Raw genomic sequence first — 18,669 nt, 5'->3', positions numbered from 1 at the left:
CGGGGTGCGCGAAATCCAGCCCGTCCGGCGATTGAGGACCGGGGTCTGGGGTGGAGCCCCAGTTTCGGGAAGGGGCGGGGCTGGGGAACACAACCGACCAACCCACCCGCACCGCACCACACGACCGCCCCCCCAACCCCCAGAACACTCCCGCAAAGGCTGACCCATTGGCACCGCACCCCCTGACCACCCTGTCCGCGACAGCCCACCGCACCGCCCGAGTCATCCGCAACACCCTCACCCCGTCCGGCAGTCACTGGCGGGCCGGTACCCGGCTCCACCTGCCCCTGCGGCCGGGCGGCCCGGACTCCGGGGAGCACCCCGGCTTACCGGCTGCGGCACAGCAGATCGGCAAAGCACTCCTCGACCGCCCCGACGTCCTGCACGCCCACTGGGACACCGCCCTGTCCCGGCTGGTCCTGCACGTCACGGAGGAAGCCGACACCGAGCACCTCGTCGAGGAGACGGAACTGCTCGCCGCCCGCCACGGCCTGACGACCGGCCCGGACCCGGACCCGAACCCGGCCACGGCCACGGCCCCGGACCGGCAAGAGCCTGCGCACCCGGGCGACACCTCCGGTGTCCGAGCCGCCGCGCTCGTCCTGGCCTGTGACGCGGCCGGGATCGCCACCGCCGTGACGGCCCGCGCGATACGGCTGCGGCAGTCGCCGCGCGTCGTCACCGCGGCAGTCGCCCTGCTCCGGGAGGACTCCCGGGTCCGTACGTTCCTGCAGCGCGGATTCGGCTGTTCCGGGGCCGATCTCGTCCTCGCGGCGGCCGGCGCGGCGGCCCACGGCTTCGGGCAGTCGCCGACCGCGCTCGTCCTCGACGCGGCCCTGCGTACCGGGCAGTTGGCGGAGGCGGTGGCCCGGGCCGTCGCGTTCGACGCCGCGCACGACAGTGTCTGCGCCCCGGACCGGCAAGGCCCCGCCTTGCGTCCGCGAAGACCGGAACTCCGCCGCCTGCCCGCCGGCGAGTACGCCGACAAAGCCGTCACCGGCAGTCTCGCCGGCGCCGCCGCCACCCTGCTGTTCACCCGGAACGTGGCCGATGCCGCCGACGCCGTCCTGGCCGGATCCCCCAAGGCGGCCCGCTACGGGCCTGCGGCGTTCACGGCCGCGCTCGGCATCGCCCTGGCTCGCGGCGGCGTACTCGTCCGGGACATCGAACGGCTGCGGCGGCTGGAACTCGTCGACACCGTCGTCCTGCACCCGACCGCGCTGCACGGCGAGCGCCGTACGGTCCTCGAAGCCCACCCCAGCACCGACTCCTGGGACCGCGACCGGCTCTGGCAGGCCGCGACCGCCGTCCTGGACGCGGCCGGTGAACCCGAGGTGAGCCTGCGCCCCGTGCCCGACCACGGCCACGACGACACCGGCCTGATGATTGCCTCCGCACACGGCCAGGACATCGGCACCGTCCTCGTCGGCCGCGAACTCGACCCGCTCGCCGAGGCCGCCCTCGACGCCGCACGCCGCGCCGGGCTGGAGGTCGTGCTCGTCGACGACCCCTCCCTGGGCGACTTCGCGTCCCTCGCCGACACGGTCGTCCCCGCGGACACCCCGCTCGCCGAGGTCGTCGAGGCACTGCGCGCCGACGGCAGAACGGTCCTGACCGTCGCCCGGGTCTCCCCGGCCGTCACCCCCACAACCCCCACGTCACGCACAACCCCCGCCCCCGGCACCGCAGTCGACAACGACGGCCTTCTCACCGGCCTGCTCACCGGCGACCTCGCCGTCGCCGTCACCGACCGCGACAGCGCCGTCGTGTGGAGCGCGGACGTCCTCGCCCTCGACGGAATGGCCGGAGTGTGGCGGCTGCTGGCGGCCGCGCCCGTCGCGCGGGCCGTCGGGCGGCGGGCGAAGGTGCTGGCGCGGTCGGGTGCCGCCCTGTCCGGGCTGCTGGTGATCACGGGCGGCTCGCGTTCGCGCCGTACGTTCCTGCCTGTCGGCCTGCGGGTCGGGCCCGTCAACGCGGCTGCGGCGGCAGCCCTGTTCGCGGGTGTGCGGGCGGCCCGGGGGGTGGCCGCGCGCAGCGTGCCGGGGCCCGCGCCGCGTGTCCCGTGGCACGCGCTGCGTCCAGAGGAGACGCTGTCCCGTCTGGCCCGTGTGCCCCGTACGGCTCCCGGCCCGCTGTCCGTACTGCGCACGCGTGTCGTCGAGAGCGCGGCCGCCCGGACCGTCCTGGCCCCGGCCCGGCTGACGGTGCGCCTGGTCACGGCCGTACGGGCCGAACTCGACGACCCGCTCACCCCCGTGCTCGCGGTCGGCGCGGCCGCCTCCGCCGTCCTCGGCTCCGTCGTCGACGCGCTGCTCGTCTCCGGGGCGCTCATGATGAACGCCCTGGTCGGCGGCGTCCAACGGCTGCGGGCCGAACGCGCCCTGGCCGCCCTCGCGGTGGGCCAGCGCCGCACCGCGCGCCGCCTGGCCGACCCGCGCACGGGGACGACGTCCGTCGTCGACGCCGCCCGGCTCGCCCCGGGCGAGGTCGTCGAACTCGGCACGGGCGACGTCGTGCCCGCCGACGCGCGCCTGCTGGAGGTGTACGACCTGGAGGTCGACGAGTCCGCGCTGACCGGCGAGTCCCTGCCCTCACGTAAACAACTCGCCGCCACACCACGGGCGGTGGTCGCCGACCGCAGTTGCATGGTCTTCGAGGGGACGACCGTGGTCGCCGGCCGGGGCCGGGCCGTCGTCGTCGGTACGGGCGAGCAGACCCAGGCCGGACGGGCGGCGGCCCTGGCCTCCCGGGTGCCCCCGGCGGCGGGCGTCCAGGCCCGGTTGCAGGAACTGACCAGCAGCGTCCTGCCGTTGACACTCGCGGGCGGCGCGGCCGTCACCGGGCTCTCCCTGCTGCGCGGCCGGCCGGTGCGTGAGGCGGTGGGCGGCGGCGTCGCGGTCGCGGTGGCCGCCGTGCCCGAGGGGCTGCCGCTGGTCGCGACCGTCGCGCAGATGGCGGCGGCCCGCCGGCTCAGCCGGCGCGGCGTCCTGGTGCGCGCGCCGCGCACCCTTGAGGCACTCGGCCGCGTCGACACGATCTGCTTCGACAAGACCGGCACGCTGACGGAGAACCGGCTCCAGGTCGTCCGCCTGGTCACGGCCGACGGCCACGCGTACGCGGCGGCCGCTCCCGAAGGGGAGGCCGTGCTCCGGGCGGCGGCCCGGGCCTGCCCCCGCGTCCCCGACGCGGAAGAGGCCCACGCGCACGCCACGGACGAGGCCGTCCTCGCGGCGGCGGCCCCCGACCCGCAGTGGATCCAGACGGATGCCCACCCCTTCGAGGCGAGCCGGGGGTACGCGGCGGCAACGGGCCGACTGACGCAGGGAGCGAGGCCGGACGGGCCCCCGGCGGCGGCCGGGCACGTACGGCCCGGACCCTCGGCGTCCGACGCGTCCCCGGCCCCGGCCCCGGCCGGACCGACGGCGCCGGACACGGCAGCCGTCCCGGACCCCGGGGCCCTCGGCGCCGTCACCGGGCAGCCGACGGCCGACCTCCCGGCATACGGCGAGACCGCTCCCACCGCTCAACCAGCGGCCGAGGAAGCCCTGTTGGTCGTCAAGGGCGCCCCCGAAGTCGTCCTGCCCTCGTGCGCGGACGTGCCCGCCGGGGCCGAGCGCGCCGCGCAGGCGCTCGCCGCGCAGGGCCTGCGTGTACTCGCCGTGGCCCGCCGCCGGCTCGTCCCCGGCGAGGGCCCGGACGTCCTCGACAAACCCCTCGACGACCTCGCCCTCGTCGGATTCGTGGCCCTCGCCGACGCCCCGCGCCCCGACGCCGCCCCCCTCGTGGCGGGGCTGCGCCGGGCCGGCGTACGGCCCGTGGTGCTCACCGGCGACCACCCGCAGACCGCCCGCGCCGTCGCCGTCCGTCTGGGCTGGCCCGAGGACGTCACCGTCGTCACCGGCGACCGGCTCGCCGGCCTCGACCGGGCGGGCCGGGCCGAACTCCTGCGGGACTGCGGGGTGGTGGCCCGCGTCGCCCCCGAGCAGAAACTCCAGGTCGTGGAGGCCCTGCAGGAGGCCGGCCGGGTGGTCGCCATGGTCGGTGACGGCGCGAACGACGCCGCCGCGATCCGCGCCGCCGACGTGGGCGTCGGCATCGCCGCCCGCGGCTCGGCCGCCGCCCGCAACGCCGCCGACCTCGTGCTCACCGGCGACGGACTGTCCGCCCTGGTCGACGCGGTCGCCGAGGGCCGAGCCCTGTGGCGCAGCGTCGCGGACGCGGTCAGCATCCTCATCGGCGGGAACGCCGGGGAGGTCGGCTTCACCGTCCTCGGCACGCTGCTGGGCGGCGGATCGCCGCTGTCCACCCGGCAGTTGCTGCTGATCAACCTGCTGACGGACATGTTCCCGGCGATGGCGGTCGCGGTCACCCCGCAGGACGCGGCACCGGGGGAGGAGGCGGGCGAGGCGTCCCCGGGCGCGGCCCCGGTCGGACTCGCCGCGCTCGGGGCTCCGCTGACCCGGCAGATCCGGCAGCGCGGTCTGATCACCGGGGTCGGCGCGGCCGTCGCCTGGCTGATCGGTCATCTGACGCCGGGGTCGGCGCGCCGCAGCAGCACCATGGCGCTGTGCGGGGTGGTCGGCGCGCAGCTGACGCAGACGGTCGCGGGCCGGCAGCGCAGTCCGCTGGTGCTGGCGACGACCTTCGGTTCGGCGCTCGTCCTGGCCGCCGTCGTGCAGACCCCGGTCGTCAGCCACTTCTTCGGCTGCACGCCGCTGGGGCCGGTGGCGTGGACGGGGGTCGGGGCGGCGGTCGGGGTGGCGGCGCTCGCGCCGTGGCTGCTGCCACCCGTGGAACGGCAGGTGGCGCGGTGGGCGGCGCATCTGTGGCCGACGGTGCGGGTGATTCGCTGACGTGCGGGTGCCCCGCCGGTTCCGGACAGCCGGACAGTCGAGCAGCTGGGCAGCCGGTCCGGCGGGGCGCCGATGCGTCAACTGCCGTTCCGGAACCTCGAATTCCGGTAAACCCCGGTAAATCCCTGGGTCAAATCGCGTACCGACCGTCCCGTATGCTGACGAGTCCCGACCGCATGATCCGTATGACGCCCCATCACGTACGCACGTCGCGAAGGACCCCCCACATGGCACGTACCGCACGCATACGCCGCACCCTCATCGGCCTCACGGCCGCCGCGCTGGTCGGAGCGGTCGCGGCCCCCGCCGTCGCCGCCCCGGGCGCCGGCGCCCCGCACGCCGCGACCCAGGCCGCCCTCGACGCCCTGCACACCACCGGCGGCATGCCCGGCATCGCCGCCGAGACCTGGACCCCGCAGGGCACCTGGTTCGGCTCGGCCGGCTACGCCGACACCGCCGCCGAGCGCGAGCGCACCGCCGCCGACCACCTGCGGGCCGGCAGCATCACCAAGTCCTTCGTCACCGTCGTCCTGCTGCAACTGGAGGCCGAGGGCAAGCTCAGCCTCGACGACTCCGTCGAGCGCTGGCTGCCCGGCGTCCTTCAGGGCAACGGCTACGACGGCAACCGCATCACCGTCCGCCAGCTGCTCAACCACACCAGCGGCGTCTACGACATGGTCTCCGCGCCCGAGTGGCGCGCGTACATGAACGGCGACGGTTTCCTCCAGCACCGCTACGAGACCCGCACGCCCGAGCAGATCGTGGCCATGGCCCTGAAGTACAAGCCGGACTTTGAGCCCGGCAAGGGCTGGAAGTACTCCAACACCAACTTCGTGCTCGCCGGCATGATCGTGAAGAAGGTCACCGGCAACTCCTACGCGCACGAGGCCGAACAGCGCATCATCAAGCCGCTCGGCATGAAGGAGACGACCTTCCCCGGCACCGACCCGAAGATGCCGGCCCCGCACGCGGTCGGCTACTCCAAGCTCTACGCCGAGAACCCGGGCCCCGAGATCCACGACGCGACCGAGTACAACCCGGCCTGGTCCGGCGCCACCGGCGAGGTCATCAGCACCACCGGCGACCTCAACCGCTTCTACAGCGCGATCCTCCAGGGCAAGCTGCTGCCCGACCGGCAGACGCAGGAGATGCTCACCCCCGTCAAGACCGGCACGTTCTTCGACTACGGCCTCGGCATGATCCGCCGCCAGCTGAGCTGCGGCGTCGACGTGTGGGGCCACGACGGCATCGTGTGGGGCTCGCTGAGCAGCACCGCCGGTACGCGGGACGGCAAGCACATGCTCACCTTCAACATCAACGGTGACTGGCTGGAGGACGGAGACCTCTACCAGGACATGTTCGAGGCCGAGTTCTGCGGCAAGGCCAAGCCGAAGGCTCTCAACAAGGGCTGACGGGCGACACGTTGAGGCGGGGTCCCGCCGGCTGTTCCTGACAGTCGGCGGGACCCCGCCTCACGCGTTCAGTGGCAATCGAAACCGCGCGAGGTCGTTGGATCAGTGCTGCGCGGCGGCCCGCCGCAGCAACTCCTGCAACTGCTCAAGCTCACCCTCGTCGAGCCCGCTCAGCGGCCCTCCCTCGACGAGGAGGCCGACGAGCCGTGCGCGCAGAGCGGCCCCCTCGGGGGTGAGGACGAGCTGCTTGGCCCGCCGGTCCGCCGGGTGCGGGCGGCGCTCGACGAAGCCCTGCTTCTCCAGCTTGTCGACGACGAACGTCGCGTTGGAGGGCTCGCAGGTCATGCGCTCGGCGAGCTCCTTCATGGTCATCGGCCCGGTCAGCTCGCGCAGTGCGGTCGCCTGCGGCGCGGTGAGATCGAGCCGGGCCGCGCGCTCGCGGACGTGGTCGGCGATCTGCCGGGCCAGCCCGGTCACCAGACCGCACAGCTGTCGCTCGGCGACGGTCTGGGAATCCTGGGGCTGGGGCGCGGGCGTCGCGGACATGGTCCGATCCTAACAAGCGCATCAAGTCAGAATAATTACAGCTTGAATGATTCAAGCTGTAAGCGTAGGCTCGCGGCGGCGCCGGTGATCACCGGCGCTCCGCACGCAGACAGGGGGAACCACCATGACCAGCACACCCGGAAACACCGCCGACACCGCCCGCCTGCGCCGCCCGTCCGGCATCCGCTCGCTGCGGCTCGGCGAGACGAAGGTGACGTACGTACCGGACGGCGCCACTCAGCTCTCCGCGCGCGGCTGGCTCCCCGACAGCACCGAGGAGTTCTGGGCCGCGCACGCCGAGTACGTCGACGCGGACGGCTGGCTGGCCGCGGGCGTCGGCTCCCTGCTCGTGGAACACGGCGACCGCGCGCTCCTGATCGACGCCGGCTTCGGCCCGCAGCACTGGCCGGCCGAGCCCGGCAAGCCCTACGGCGAGATCCACGGCGGCCGGCTGCTGGACAACCTCGCGAGCCTCGGCCACCCCGCGGACCGCATCGAGACCGTCGCCTTCACCCACCTCCACCTCGACCACACGGGCTGGGCGTCGGAAGAGCACTTCCCCGCCGCCGCGTTCCTCTTCGGCGAGACGGAATGGGAACAGCGCGAAGCCGCCCTCGCCACGGGCACCACGGAGCAGAAACTCGCCGAAATCGCCCCGCGCGTCCGCACGGTGGCCGAGGGCGAGGAGTTCTTCCCCGGCGTCACGGTCCTCCCCACCCCCGGCCACACGCCCGGCCACACCGCCTACGTCATCACCGGCGGCGGCCGCCGCCTCATCGCCTTCGGCGACGCGATGCACACCCCGGTCCAGGTCACCCGCCCGGAATGGCCGTCCGCCGTCGACCACGACGGCGCACAGGCGGCCGTCCACCGCGGCCACCTCGTCGAGGAACTGCGCAAGCCCGGGACGATCGGCTTCGGGAACCACTTCGCGGATGTGGTGTTCGGGCGCGTCGAGACGGACGGGAACGGGGTGGTCTGGCGGGCGGTGGACGCGTAACGGGGCTGCCGCCGGGCTCGGCATGACCGGTGCGGGGTCCCGGCGCCCCCGCACCGCCCCTACGGGCTCAGTCGTTGCTGACCAGCACCGTCAGCCGGTAATTGAGGTCGTCGGGCCACTCGATGTCGACCCAGATGTCGTACTCCCCGTTCCTCGCGGCGATGTTGTGCACCGTCATACGGGCACTGCCGATGAACGGATTGCCGTTTCCGTCCACTTCCGAGATCGACGCGACGATGCTGCTGGTCGCGAAGGCGACCGGCGAGGTGATCGGCTGGACGAAGCTGCCGTGCCCTCTGCCGTTGAAAAGGCGCCGAATGACTGTGCTCATAGTCCCCTCCCGTTGATCGACGGTCCTGTTCAGGCTCCCTCGTCGTCCATGGCTTCGAGCACCCGCGGTGCCGCCGCCTCCCCGCCGCGTACGGCCGGCTCGTCATTGGCCGCCTGCGCCCGGAGCGGGACCGCGGCCGGCACGGCCGGCTCGTCCTGGCCGGCGGGGGCCACCGCCGGGGGACCGCCCCCTGACTGAGTGCTGCTCACCCAACTCCCCCCTTTCCGCTACATCCTGAAACATCAGGATTCACATGCCCATTGGCTTGCAATCGTCCTGCCGCCGGGCTGACCCGTCCATCACTCACAAGACGGACAAGAGGGAACGGCCAGCCGCTACCCGATCTCCTCCGCGCCCAACACCAGCGCGAACCCCTTCCGCAACACGGCCAGTTCTGGCTCCTGCCTGCTCTCGTCGTCCGTGGCCGTCACGTCCGAGCCGAAGACGACCTTGTAGCCGCGCTCGTACGCCTGGCGGGCGGTCGTGCCGCAGCAGTAGTTCGTGAGCGTGCCGGTCACGATGACCGTGTCGCGGCCGAGGTTGCGCAACATCGTGTCGAGCGGCGTGTCGTAGAACGCGCCGTAGGACGGCTTGCGGATCAGGACCTCGTCGGGGCGGTGACCCATGGGCCGCCACACCTCGGCGGGGCCCGGGCGACGCCAGTCGGTGGCGCCATGCGGGTCGCCGCGGGCACCCAGTAGGGGCTCCAGCCGGGCCGTACGAACTCGTCCTGCATATCGATGACGAGCAGCGCCGAACGGTCGGCTGGCCGAAGGGCCACTGCACGGTTACCAACTGCGCCGCCGCATCGCGCAGTTGTCGGGCCACGCCCGCCCGGTCAGCGACGGCAGCCTCTACCCCGCCATCAACCGGCTCGTCGGGGCAGGGCTGTTGGAGCGGCGATCCGAGCCGGGGGCGGCAGCCGCTGCGCGGCAGACCCTGAGCCTGACTCCCTCCGGCCACGAGGAACTCCAGCGGCGGCTGCGCGAGCCCGGAGACCTCGACATCAGCGACAGCACGCGCTTCTTCGCGATCCTGGCCTTCCTCTCCCGCCTCCCCGACCCTGCCGAACGGCACGCGGTGCTCCGCCGCCGCCTGGAGTTCCTGGAGCAGCCGGTCAGTTTCTTCTCCGAAGGGGACCGGCCGCTGCGCGCCGAGGACACCCAGGACCCCTATCGCCGGGGCATGCTCCACATCGCCCGGGCCACCAGCCGTGCGGAGCGCGCTTGGCTGCGGCAGATGCTGGACTGAACGGGCTGCCCCACCGCCTCGGGCGCCAGGAGTGACACAGCCCGTTCATGCTCCTGCCGCTTCAGGATCCATGCTGATCAGGGCTTTGAGCTGTTGTGGACGGCACAGCATGTCCGTGGCATGGGGCGGTGTCAGGAGCCAGTGAGCGCCCGGTGGTTCGCCCTGGAAAGGAGCGGGTACGCCGAGGTAACTGTCTTCACCGAGACAGTCAATGCCGCGCACGTCCCAGTGAGCACGTGTGCCGACCGGGACCAGGGCGTAGTACCACCGTGGTCCGGCATCGGCGAATACCGCATGGGTGACACCGCATCCGGCCAGTGCCTCCTCGATACGGTCGTGCTCGCGGAACCCGGCAGCCCGGTCGACCACGGCCCGCGGAAGCCGGACAGCTTCCATGCGATGGCCCAGGCGCAGCAGGGCCGGTTCGCCTCGCCTCCAGTGGCTGCCCGCCTCGGCGGGATCGTCGGCTTGGTCGGTGAGCCATTGAGCGGCCCGGTAGTCCAGTGAGAGCGTCATCAGGGCCTGCTCCAACGGCCGTTCCGGTAGTCGTGACCGGCGCTGTCCGGCGGCAGCTTCGATGTCGTCCCTGACGGCGGCCGCGTCGACGGGTTCGGCGTCGGCCAGGTGACCGTCGGAGGCAGTAGTGGGCTGAGACACGAGATGATCCCCTCGGTGTGGTGAGCGAGGGGATCGTCCCGCGCAGGACGCCGTCCGCTCCGCACACCTTTGTGCGGGTGGTTTCCCGGTTCAGCCCTTGACGGCCGTGCTTGCACCGGCCCAACGCGCCATCGCCGCAACGGAATCGTCCTGGTTCCGCCCCAGGCGGACCAGCGTGGCAGCCGTGGCCCGCAGAGTCGGGTGGTATCGCGCGTGCACCGGACTGATGCGACGGGCCGCCAAGTGCTCCTGGTGTGCGCCGTTCCGGTCGCCTACCGCGAGCTTGGCTGCGGCAACGTCGATGTGATGGTGGCTTCTGCGCTCGGCCGGGACCGACTCCGAGGGCGCCCACTCGTCGCGCTCCTGCTCCTCGCCCCACTCCCGCAGTCGCGCGAGCGCCTCCCGCACGCCTTCGTTCCCCATGTCGATGAGCGCGGCGACCTCGTGGATGCGCAGGTTCGTCGGCCCGAACGACATCTCGTAGTGATCGGAATCCCGCCCCAGCAACCGCGCGATTCGGCCGGCCTCTTCGAGGCGTGCCCGTGACGGGGCCGAGTTGCCGTCGCGTGCTTCCAGGACAGCAAGCTTCAGCTGTACCCCGCCAAGGACGGCGAGGTCCTGCGGGCGCAAGCAGCCTTCCGGTGCCATCCGTGAGACCTGGTCGGCAAGGCCCTCCAGTACGCGCCGCGCCGACGTGAACGTACCCATCCGGATCATCGCGCCGGCCTTGAGGTACGCGGCGGTCACCTGCATCAGCGGGTCCCCGGAGCGGTCGGCTGCCCAGTGCACCCGTTCGATCGCGGTGAAGCTCAGGTCGTGGTAACCCATTTTGTGAGCCAGCGAGTTCACCGCACGGTAGCCGCGTGCGAGCCACCAGTACGCTGCGCTGTCCTGAGTCGAGAGCGCAACGTGGGTGAGCTCCGTGAGCAGCCCGGGAAGCAGGGGCCCCATGGGGATGTACGCCCCGTCCTGACGCAGACGTGAGACCTCGGCCATCTCCTGTGCCAGAACACGCAGGGGGCGCGGCCGGACGGTGAGGTCGTCCGGGTTGTCGTGGGTGAGCAGGATCCGGCGCAGTTCCGGGATGACGGCCTGTGCCTGGACCTCGGCCTCCGCTCCGTTCAGATACGGCTGCCCTGTCAGGCTCGTCGGGCCGACCTTGAGGGCTTGTGCGAGGCGCGCCAGCGTCGCGGGTGACACCGTGCGGTCGCCGCGCTCGTATTTCTCCAGGGCGCTGACCGAGACGGCGACGGCGTTCGCGAGCTGTCGCACGCTCATCTGACGGATCTTGCGCAACTCGCGAATGCGCTGGCCGACGTGCTGCTCAGACATCTTCCGCCTTTCTGCCCGGACGGCGCCAGCGTAGGACGAAAGCCGATGGACGGACAGGGGAGCCGACAGGCAGCGCGCCGGAGCCCGGCCGGGTGAGTGCCGGACCGGAGTGCAGGGGAACAGACCGCGAGCGACCCTGGGCGAGGGTGGCGGGTCGTGACCTCGCTCTCAGTCCGTCGACGGAATCTCCACCTCCCGTGCACCATAAGGGAGTTGCGTCGGCCCGATGACAGGGAGACCTCATGCCCGCCTATTCCATAGCCGTCCTGCGCCCCACCTTCCCCCTCCACGAGGACGCCCTCACCTACGTCGAGCGCGTCCAGGCCACCTTCGAGCCCTACGGCGGCCGTTTCCTCGTGCACGGGGAGCCGGGGGAGTGGATCGAGGGGGAGGCGCTCGGGTTCGTGGTTGTCGTGGAGTTCCCGGATCTCGCGCGGGCGCGCGCGTGGTACAGGTCGCCCGCCTACCAGGAGCTTCTGCCGCTGCGCACGCGGCACATTCCGGGGAGCCTCCTCTTCGTCGAGGGCGTCGGCCCGGACTACGACGCCGCGCGGACGGCCGCCGCCTTCAGAGCGGCGGCCGCGGGCGGGTCAGCGGACGGCGCCTGACGCCCGCCCCAGCAGCCACAGCAGATACGGTCCCCCGACGAGCGCCGTCACGGCCCCCACCGGGATCTCCAGCGGAGTGAGCAGCGTACGGGCGGCCAGGTCGGCCGCGACCACCACGACCGCGCCGGTCAACGCCGAGCACAGCAGCGGCAGTTGCGGAGTGCGTGCGGCCCGCTTGGCGAGTTGGGGGCTGGTGAGGGCGACGAAGCCCAGGGGGCCCGCCGCGCCCGTGGCGCTCGCGGCGAGGACGACGCCCAGGACGGTCAGTACCAGCTGGGTCCGCGCGACCCGGACACCGAGGGCCGCCGCGGTGTCCGGGTCGAGGGACAGCGGCCGCAGCGCGCGGCTCGCCCACACCAGGCCCGGCAGGCACAGCAGCAGCACGCATGCCAAAGGGCCCGCCTGGGCCCAGCCCCGGCCGTTGAGACTGCCTGTGAGCCAGAGTTTGACCTGCTCGGCGGCGTCGAGTTCGGAGTCGGTGAGGTAGAGGTGGACGACCGCCGAGAGCGCCACACCGATGCCCACCCCGGACAGCACGAACCGGCTCGGCTGCATGCCGCGCCGCCACGCCAGTACGTACACCAGGGCCGCCGCGGCCAGGCCGCCCGCCACGGACACGACGGGCAGCGCGCCGGGCGAGGCGACGGTGCCGGTGGCGAGGGCCAGTACCGTCGCGGCCGCCGCGCCGTGCCCGACGCCGATCACGTCCGGGCTGGCGAGCGGATTGCGCGTCACGCTCTGCACGAGCGCCCCGGCGGTGCCGAGCGCCGCGCCGACCAGCGCCCCGAGGGCGATGCGCGGTACGCGCAGTTCACCGACCACCAGCGTGTACGGGCCGCTGCCGCCCCGCAGCACGTGCCACACCTCCGCCGGCGTCACGACCGTCTGCCCGAGACACGCGGAGGCCAGCATCGCCACCGCGAGCAGGACGGACAGAACGCCCGCGGCCACCGCCGAACGCCGGTGCAGCAGAAGGGAAGTGGCACGCAGGCGGAGTACGAACAGGCCCGCCGAACGCGGATAGGTCTTCGCCGACTTCGCCGAATTCGCCGACTTCGCCACGCTCACGTCGGCATCCCCTTGCGACGCACCAGCACGATCAGTACCGGCGCCCCCACGAGCGCCGTCATCACCCCGGCCGGTACCTCGCCCGGAGCCCGTACGACCCGCCCCGCCACGTCCGCCGCGAGCAGCAGCGCCGCGCCGAGGAGCGCGGCCAGGGGCAGCAGCCGGCGGTGGGCGCCGCCGGCGAGGCGGCGGGCCAGGTGCGGAACGGCCAGGCCGACGAAGGCGATCGGTCCGGCGGCGGCGACCGCGGCGGCCGTGAGCACGGTCGCGCCGAGCGCCGCGCAGGCCCGTACGCGCGCGACCCGGTGGCCGAGCGCGCGGGCGGTGTCGTCGCCGAGGGCGAGCGCGTCCAGGCCGCGCGCGCACGCGAACACCAGCAGCGCGCCCCCGGCGAGGAACGGCAGCATCCGCAGCACGGTCTGCGCGTCGCGCCCGCTGAGCGAGCCCACCTGCCAGAACCGGAACTGGTCGAGGGCCGCCGAGCTCGACGTCAGCACCACGGTGGTGGCCCCGGTCGTCATCGCCGCGAACGCGGTCCCGGCCAGCGCGAGTTTGACGGGTGTGGCCCCGCCCCGGCCGCGCGAGGCGATCGCGTACACGACGCACGCGGCCGCGCACGCCCCGGCGAAGGCGTACCAGACGTAACCGCCGAAACCGTTCGCGAGGCCGAGGGCGATGGCGAGCACGACTCCGGCCGCCGCGCCCTGGCTCAGTCCGAGGATGCCCGGGTCGGCGAGCGGGTTGCGGCTGACGGCCTGCAGGGCGGCCCCGGCGATCCCGAGTGCGGCTCCGGCGGCGACGGCCGTCTCCGTACGCGGCACGCGCAGCGACCGTACGACCAGCGCGTCCGGGTCCGTCGAACTCCCGCCGTGCAGCAGGGCGTCGACGACGGCGGGCAGGGGGACGGGACGGGTGCCGACGGTGAGGCTGAGGGCGGCGGCCACGGCCACCAGGCCGAGGGCGGCGGCGGTCCACACGAGGGTGCGGCCGGTCGTACGCCGGGCGGTGGTGGCCACCGGGCGGCCGCCCGGGGGTGCTGAGGCCCGGTCGGCGTCCTCAGTGCTGTGGTCCGGCACGCTCCCGGTCTCCCGGGGTGGGACGGCCCGGGCGCCGGCCCGGCGCCGTACTCTCCCGGCGGCGCGGGGCGCCACAGCCCCCGGGTCGCGGAACGGTGTTCTCCGGTCCGTCACTTGCTGAGCTTCTCGGAGAGCTCGCCGATCACCAGACGCGCCGCCGCCGGCCCCGCGTTGAGGTACCACGGATCGTCGTCCACCCGCACTGCGTGCCCGGCCTTGACCGCCTTCATCGACTGCCACAGCGGCCCCGCGAGCACGCTGCCGGCCTTGGTCTTCTCCTCCTTGCCCTGCACCGAGTAGAAGATCCAGTCGCCGTCGGCGACATCGATGCTCTCTGCCCCGATGTCCTGCGAAATCGCCGTGAACTGCTGAGACTTGGGGCGTGCGAGCCCCATGTCGGCGGCGATGGACCCGGTGAACGACGAGACCCCGAACATCCGCGTACGGTCGGGCGTGAAGCGCACCATGGACACCGTCCCCGCGCCCGCGAGCTTCTTGCCGCGTGCCACGGCGTCACCCGTGATGTCGTCGAGAAGCTTCTGCGCCTGCTCGCCCTTGCCGACGGCGGCGCCGACCATGAGCAGGTCCCGCTTCCAGTTGATGCCCTGGCCCTTGGTGACGACGGTGGGCGCGATCTGCGACAGCTTCGGGTAGAGCTCGCCGAGTGTGTCGTTGGCGAGGATCAGGTCCGGCTTGGCGGCGGCCAGGGACTCCAGGTTGGGCGCGGTGCGCGTGCCGGCGTCAGTCATCGCGCCGAGCTGGTCCTTGTACTGCGGGAAGGCGTCGCGCAGATAGTCGGGGACGAGCCCGGCGTTCTGGGCGCGGGTGGAGACGGTGGGGACGACGCCGAGCGACAGCAGGTCGTCCAGCTGGCCGGTGCTGAGCACGGCGATCCGCTGCGGCGCGGCGTCGAGCTTCGTCTTGCCCCGGTAGTGGGTGACGGTGCGCGGGAACCGCCCGTCCTGCGCGGTGTCGGAACCCATCCCGTCGGCGAGGGCGGCCGGCGCGGACGTCGGGCCCTCGGAGGCGCCCGCCACGCGGTTCTTGGAGCCGGTGGCGGGGCGTTCGCTCTTCGCGGTGCCGCTGGTGCCGCTGTCGCCTCCCGTCCCGGACGAGCATCCGGCCAGCAGGCCACCGACGACGGTCACGGCCAGGACGGCCTTCAAGCCCAACGCACGCACAACGACTCCGATCACTCACAAAGGTAAGCCTTACCTTAGTGGGTGTGCCGGGAGTGTAGCGAAACGGGGGTTATCAGGGCTATGCAGGCCTATCTGGCCTATCTGGCCTATCTGGCCTATCAGGGCTATCGGGCGGAACCTGCCACAAGATCCGAGGGATCCGTGTTCGCCCCGCACAGCACCACCGCGACCGACTCCCCGGGCCCGGGCGCGTACGGGCCGGACAGCGCGGCGAAGGCCGTGGCCGTGCCGTGCTCGACGGCGACGCGGTACTCGTCCCACAGTGCTTGCCGCGCCCGCACGATGGCGGTGTCGGGAACGAGCAGGGAACTCACCTTCCCCTTCCGGGCCGCGTGCAGCGCCAGCGGCGAAATCCGCCGCGCGCCCAGCGAGTCGGAGGCGACCGAGTCGACCGCGACGTCGACGACCTCGCCCGCCGCGAGCGCGGCGTGCAGCGTCGGACAGCCCTCCGGCTCGACCGCGACCACGCGCACACCGTGGTGGTGCGCGGCCGTGGCGACTCCCGCGAACAGCCCCCCGCCGCCGACCGCGACGACCACCGTGTCGAGGTCCGGGACCCGCGCGAGGAGTTCGTCGACCAGGGTGCCGGCCCCCGCCGCGATCAACGGGTGGTCGTAGGCGTGCGAGGGCAGCGCGCCGCTGCGGGCCGCGAACTCCTCGCAGGCGCGGGCCGCTTCGCTGTACGCGGAGCCGACCAGGCGTACGTCCGCGCCGTACGCGCGCAGCTTGGCGACCTTGACCGGCGGAGCGGTCTCCGGCAGGAACACGGTCGCGGGCACCCCCTGCTGCCGGGCCGCCCACGCGCACGCGAGCCCCGCGTTGCCGCCGGAGGCGATCGTCACCCCTGCCGAGGGGAGGCTGCCTGCCTCACGGTGGGCTTGGAGGAAGTTCTGGGCGCCGCGCGCCTTGAACGTGCCGGTGTGCTGGAGGAATTCGAGGGCGAGCCGGACGCGGGCGCCGTTGCCGATGGGGTCGGCGGAGGCTACGGCCAGGGGGCGTACGCGGCCCGCGATACGGAGTGCGGCGGTCTGGACGTCGCCGTAGGCGAGGGGCTGGACGGTCTCGTCGTGCACGGGTGCTCCTGTCCCTGGAGAGCGGTACGGGGGCGCCGGGCGGCACTGGCGCGACGCGCTGCGGCACCCCCGCGATACAGCGTATCGATACGCTGTATCGTACACTGTCTCGTATGAGCAGGAAGTCCCCGGCAGCGGACCGCGCCACCCCCGAGCGGATCGCCGAGGCCGCCATCGCCCTCGCCGACGAACAGGGCCCGGCGGCCGTCACCTTCCGCGCGGTCGCCGCCCGGCTCGGCGTCCCGCACGCCACGCTGCAACGCCGCGTCACCGACTCCGCCGGACTGCTCAACCTGTGCGCCGACCACCTCGCTTCCCGGCTCCCGGACATCCCTGCCGGGAGCATGGACTGGGCAGCCGCCACGGAGGCCCGCTTCACCGCGCTGTACCGGGTACTCACCGCACACCCCGGGCTGATGGCCCTGCGCGGCAACCGCCCCTGGCTCGGCCGGCACATCCTCGCCCGCCTCGTGGAACCACAGCTCGCGGACAACCTGGCCGCCGGGATGAGCCCGCGGCGGGCCATCGCCGTCTACCGCGGCATGTATCTGGCGACGCTCGGTCACGCGTCGTTCGTGGACCACGCCGACCCGAAGGCGGCGGTGACGGCGAGCCGGGTCGCCCTTGCCGGGCTGGACGCCGAGGAGTTCCCCGTGCTGACGGCGCATCAGGACGTGATCCTGGACGCCGTCGTCGACCACGAGGTGTTCTACGGGGCGCTGCGGGAGCTCGTCCGGGCGGCGGGGGGCGAGGCCGGCGCCGGGGTCGGCGGCGGGGCCGGTTCCGGTCGCTGAGGGTGGCGGTTGCCGGGTGTGCTCTTGCAATCCGCTTGCCGCGCACGGTAGTTGATGACACGTCGGAACTGTGCAAGGCCCGGTCGGCGGGCATCAAGCCAGATGTGCTCCAGAACGCGCCATTAGTGGAGGTTCTTGGCGGTAAGTCCTCCCGTGTGCGGTGGGATGGCCCGGGGGCCGCGCGATTGCGGACTGTCGTCCGGCGATGCGCGGTCCGTGACGGACCGACGCCATCGAGGGGATGACGACATGCCGGTCAAGGTGGTGTTCTTCAATGTGGGGCAGGGTGACTGCACCCTGATGACCTTTTTCCGTCCAGGGGCGGCCAAGGCGCACGCGGCAGTGCTGCTGGACTGCGGTTCGACCAAGGCGGTCGCCCCCCGGCCGGCGGCCGGCGCGCTGCCGACGGGCACGGCCAAGGACCGCATGGTCGCGCACCTCAAACAGAAGATCGACGACTACCTCCAGAACCTGGAGACCCCCGGGGTTCTGGACTACGTGCTGATCAGCCACCCCGACCAGGACCACTTCAACCTGCTGAAGGACGTGCTGATCGACCCCATCACCAGGAAACTGCGCTACACGCTGAACAACGTCTGGTACGCGCTGATGCCGCTCGACTACAAGGAAGGGCAGAAGAAAGACCCGTTCATGGAGACCCTGCTCACCAACTGGGCCTCGCTGACCAGCGCCGGCGGCCACCGTGTCGTCAACGCCCCCCAGGTGAAGCCGAGCCAGCCGGACCCGGAACCCCTCTTCCCCGAGGATCCGGCGGCCCCGAACCTCTATCTGCTCGACGGCGGCGCGTTCCTGCTCTCCGGCCCCAACGCCGCCAACTACCAGAGCGCCCCCAAGGAAACGATCGCCAACCTGAGCAGCCTCGTGTTCGCCCTGGTCGGTGTGCGTGACAGCAAGGGACTGCGGCAGAAGGTGCTGTTGATGGCCGACGCCCTCCAGGACAACGAGGAGGTACTCATCGACATCGACGACAACCCCACGTACCCGGACCGCTGGTGCCGCCGCGAGAAAAACCTCTGGCTCAAGGTCGGCCACCACGGCAGCAAGACCTCGACCTCCAAGAAGTGGCTGGAGCACACCACCCCCGACGGCCTGTTCATCAGCACCGGCCCCCTGGCCTTCGGCGGCAAGTCCGCCACCTGCACCGAGAGCAACGTCAACCGGCGCATGCTCGTCGAGTGGGAGGCCGTGCGCACCGCTCAGGGCATCCCCGCACCCAAGGTCACCGGCCGGAAGCAGTGGGGCTACGGCTACCAGGACGACGTGCCCCCCAACGCGCTGCCCTGGCCGTTCCGCTTCCACGACGCCAGCGGGCGCGGCATCTTCAGCACCTTCGCCGGGGAACCGGCCCCCGCCACCGGCGGCGAGTGGACCGGGGTCGACTGGCACCTGTGGATCGACCGTGCGGGCGCCGGCACTTACGACCTCTGGTACGAGTAGGAGACCTG

General features: G+C 72.8%; 17 protein-coding genes. 7 read left to right on the top strand and 10 right to left on the bottom strand.

Going from position 1 to position 18,669, the window contains the following annotated elements:
- Positions 1-167: 167 nt before the first annotated feature.
- Both ACFP1Z_RS10575 and ACFP1Z_RS10570 read left to right on the top strand, forming a co-directional pair.
- Positions 168-4,853: an HAD-IC family P-type ATPase gene (locus ACFP1Z_RS10575; protein ID WP_390315759.1), complete on the top strand. Its 4,686-nt coding sequence runs from the start codon at positions 168-170 to the stop codon at positions 4,851-4,853.
- A 227-nt stretch (positions 4,854-5,080) separates the two neighbouring features.
- The gene (locus tag ACFP1Z_RS10570) at positions 5,081-6,265 is read left to right on the top strand and encodes a serine hydrolase domain-containing protein (RefSeq protein WP_390315758.1); all 1,185 of its coding nucleotides are present in this window, start codon (positions 5,081-5,083) and stop codon (positions 6,263-6,265) included.
- Positions 6,266-6,367: 102 nt separating this feature from the next.
- On the opposite strand, the gene ACFP1Z_RS10565 is transcribed toward ACFP1Z_RS10570, so the two are convergent.
- The gene (locus ACFP1Z_RS10565; RefSeq protein ID WP_390315757.1) at positions 6,368-6,811 is read right to left on the bottom strand and encodes a MarR family winged helix-turn-helix transcriptional regulator; all 444 of its coding nucleotides are present in this window, start codon (positions 6,809-6,811) and stop codon (positions 6,368-6,370) included.
- A 124-nt stretch (positions 6,812-6,935) separates the two neighbouring features.
- On the opposite strand from ACFP1Z_RS10565, the gene ACFP1Z_RS10560 reads away from it, so the two are divergent.
- Entirely contained in the window at positions 6,936-7,811 is an 876-nt protein-coding gene (locus ACFP1Z_RS10560) for an MBL fold metallo-hydrolase (RefSeq protein WP_390315756.1), read from the top strand.
- Positions 7,812-7,878: 67 nt separating this feature from the next.
- Here ACFP1Z_RS10560 and ACFP1Z_RS10555 read toward each other — a convergent pair whose 3' ends face one another.
- From ACFP1Z_RS10555 to ACFP1Z_RS10545, 3 genes are all read right to left on the bottom strand, one after another.
- Positions 7,879-8,142, bottom strand: coding sequence for a hypothetical protein (locus ACFP1Z_RS10555; RefSeq protein ID WP_390315754.1), 264 nt, complete (start codon positions 8,140-8,142; stop codon positions 7,879-7,881).
- Between the two features lie 29 nt (positions 8,143-8,171).
- Positions 8,172-8,351 carry a hypothetical protein gene (locus ACFP1Z_RS10550; RefSeq protein ID WP_390315753.1) on the bottom strand — a complete coding sequence of 60 codons (180 nt, stop codon included), beginning with the start codon at positions 8,349-8,351 and terminating at the stop codon, positions 8,172-8,174.
- Between the two features lie 126 nt (positions 8,352-8,477).
- Positions 8,478-8,768, bottom strand: coding sequence for a cysteine hydrolase family protein (locus tag ACFP1Z_RS10545; protein WP_390315752.1), 291 nt, complete (start codon positions 8,766-8,768; stop codon positions 8,478-8,480).
- 139 nt (positions 8,769-8,907) lie between these two features.
- Between ACFP1Z_RS10545 and ACFP1Z_RS10540 the strand changes: the two genes are divergently transcribed.
- Positions 8,908-9,393, top strand: a complete 486-nt coding sequence (locus ACFP1Z_RS10540; RefSeq protein WP_390315911.1) for a PadR family transcriptional regulator — start codon at positions 8,908-8,910, stop codon at positions 9,391-9,393.
- A 45-nt stretch (positions 9,394-9,438) separates the two neighbouring features.
- Here ACFP1Z_RS10540 and ACFP1Z_RS10535 read toward each other — a convergent pair whose 3' ends face one another.
- A complete protein-coding gene (locus ACFP1Z_RS10535) occupies positions 9,439-10,050 on the bottom strand; it encodes a hypothetical protein (RefSeq protein WP_390315751.1) in 612 nt (203 codons plus the stop codon).
- Positions 10,051-10,140: 90 nt separating this feature from the next.
- Positions 10,141-11,382 carry a helix-turn-helix domain-containing protein gene (locus ACFP1Z_RS10530; protein WP_390315749.1) on the bottom strand — a complete coding sequence of 414 codons (1,242 nt, stop codon included), beginning with the start codon at positions 11,380-11,382 and terminating at the stop codon, positions 10,141-10,143.
- Positions 11,383-11,624: 242 nt separating this feature from the next.
- Between ACFP1Z_RS10530 and ACFP1Z_RS10525 the strand changes: the two genes are divergently transcribed.
- Complete coding sequence (locus tag ACFP1Z_RS10525; protein WP_390315748.1) at positions 11,625-11,990, top strand: DUF1330 domain-containing protein; 366 nt, start codon at positions 11,625-11,627, stop codon at positions 11,988-11,990.
- On the opposite strand, the gene ACFP1Z_RS10520 is transcribed toward ACFP1Z_RS10525, so the two are convergent.
- The 4 genes from ACFP1Z_RS10520 to ACFP1Z_RS10505 all read right to left on the bottom strand — a co-directional run bounded on the left by ACFP1Z_RS10520 (position 11,973) and on the right by ACFP1Z_RS10505 (position 16,409).
- On the bottom strand, positions 11,973-13,058 hold the full coding sequence (locus ACFP1Z_RS10520) for a FecCD family ABC transporter permease (RefSeq protein WP_390315746.1): 1,086 nt from the start codon (positions 13,056-13,058) through the stop codon (positions 11,973-11,975). The genes ACFP1Z_RS10525 and ACFP1Z_RS10520 overlap by 18 nt on opposite strands.
- A complete protein-coding gene (locus ACFP1Z_RS10515) occupies positions 13,055-14,074 on the bottom strand; it encodes a FecCD family ABC transporter permease (protein ID WP_390315910.1) in 1,020 nt (339 codons plus the stop codon). The genes ACFP1Z_RS10520 and ACFP1Z_RS10515 overlap by 4 nt, the downstream gene beginning before the upstream one ends.
- Positions 14,075-14,244: 170 nt before the next feature.
- Positions 14,245-15,315 carry an iron-siderophore ABC transporter substrate-binding protein gene (locus ACFP1Z_RS10510; RefSeq protein ID WP_390315909.1) on the bottom strand — a complete coding sequence of 357 codons (1,071 nt, stop codon included), beginning with the start codon at positions 15,313-15,315 and terminating at the stop codon, positions 14,245-14,247.
- Between the two features lie 125 nt (positions 15,316-15,440).
- Positions 15,441-16,409: a serine/threonine dehydratase gene (locus tag ACFP1Z_RS10505; RefSeq protein WP_390315745.1), complete on the bottom strand. Its 969-nt coding sequence runs from the start codon at positions 16,407-16,409 to the stop codon at positions 15,441-15,443.
- Positions 16,410-16,522: 113 nt separating this feature from the next.
- Here ACFP1Z_RS10505 and ACFP1Z_RS10500 point away from each other — a divergent pair, with 113 nt between their 5' ends.
- Positions 16,523-17,203: a TetR/AcrR family transcriptional regulator gene (locus ACFP1Z_RS10500; protein ID WP_390315743.1), complete on the top strand. Its 681-nt coding sequence runs from the start codon at positions 16,523-16,525 to the stop codon at positions 17,201-17,203.
- A 249-nt stretch (positions 17,204-17,452) separates the two neighbouring features.
- The gene (locus tag ACFP1Z_RS10495; protein ID WP_390315741.1) at positions 17,453-18,661 is read left to right on the top strand and encodes a ComEC/Rec2 family competence protein; all 1,209 of its coding nucleotides are present in this window, start codon (positions 17,453-17,455) and stop codon (positions 18,659-18,661) included.
- Positions 18,662-18,669 lie beyond the last annotated feature (8 nt).

It is taken from the genome of Streptomyces gamaensis (assembly GCF_042656465.1).
GTDB lineage: Bacteria > Actinomycetota > Actinomycetes > Streptomycetales > Streptomycetaceae > Streptomyces > Streptomyces gamaensis.
Note: the sequence above shows the minus strand (reverse complement) of the source record. Positions and strands in the feature narration are given on the sequence as shown.

Bases quoted from the DNA above. Each gene is read 5' to 3' on its own strand.
- ACFP1Z_RS10555 (WP_390315754.1), bottom strand. From the start codon at position 8,142: ATGAGCACAGTCATTCGGCGCCTTTTCAACGGCAGAGGGCACGGCAGC.
- ACFP1Z_RS10570 (WP_390315758.1), top strand. From the start codon at position 5,081: ATGGCACGTACCGCACGCATACGCCGCACCCTCATCGGCCTCACGGCC.
- ACFP1Z_RS10565 (WP_390315757.1), bottom strand. From the start codon at position 6,811: ATGTCCGCGACGCCCGCGCCCCAGCCCCAGGATTCCCAGACCGTCGCC.
- ACFP1Z_RS10560 (WP_390315756.1), top strand. From the start codon at position 6,936: ATGACCAGCACACCCGGAAACACCGCCGACACCGCCCGCCTGCGCCGC.
- ACFP1Z_RS10500 (WP_390315743.1), top strand. From the start codon at position 16,523: ATGAGCAGGAAGTCCCCGGCAGCGGACCGCGCCACCCCCGAGCGGATC.
- ACFP1Z_RS10530 (WP_390315749.1), bottom strand. From the start codon at position 11,382: ATGTCTGAGCAGCACGTCGGCCAGCGCATTCGCGAGTTGCGCAAGATC.
- ACFP1Z_RS10525 (WP_390315748.1), top strand. From the start codon at position 11,625: ATGCCCGCCTATTCCATAGCCGTCCTGCGCCCCACCTTCCCCCTCCAC.
- ACFP1Z_RS10545 (WP_390315752.1), bottom strand. From the start codon at position 8,768: ATGGGTCACCGCCCCGACGAGGTCCTGATCCGCAAGCCGTCCTACGGC.
- ACFP1Z_RS10495 (WP_390315741.1), top strand. From the start codon at position 17,453: ATGCCGGTCAAGGTGGTGTTCTTCAATGTGGGGCAGGGTGACTGCACC.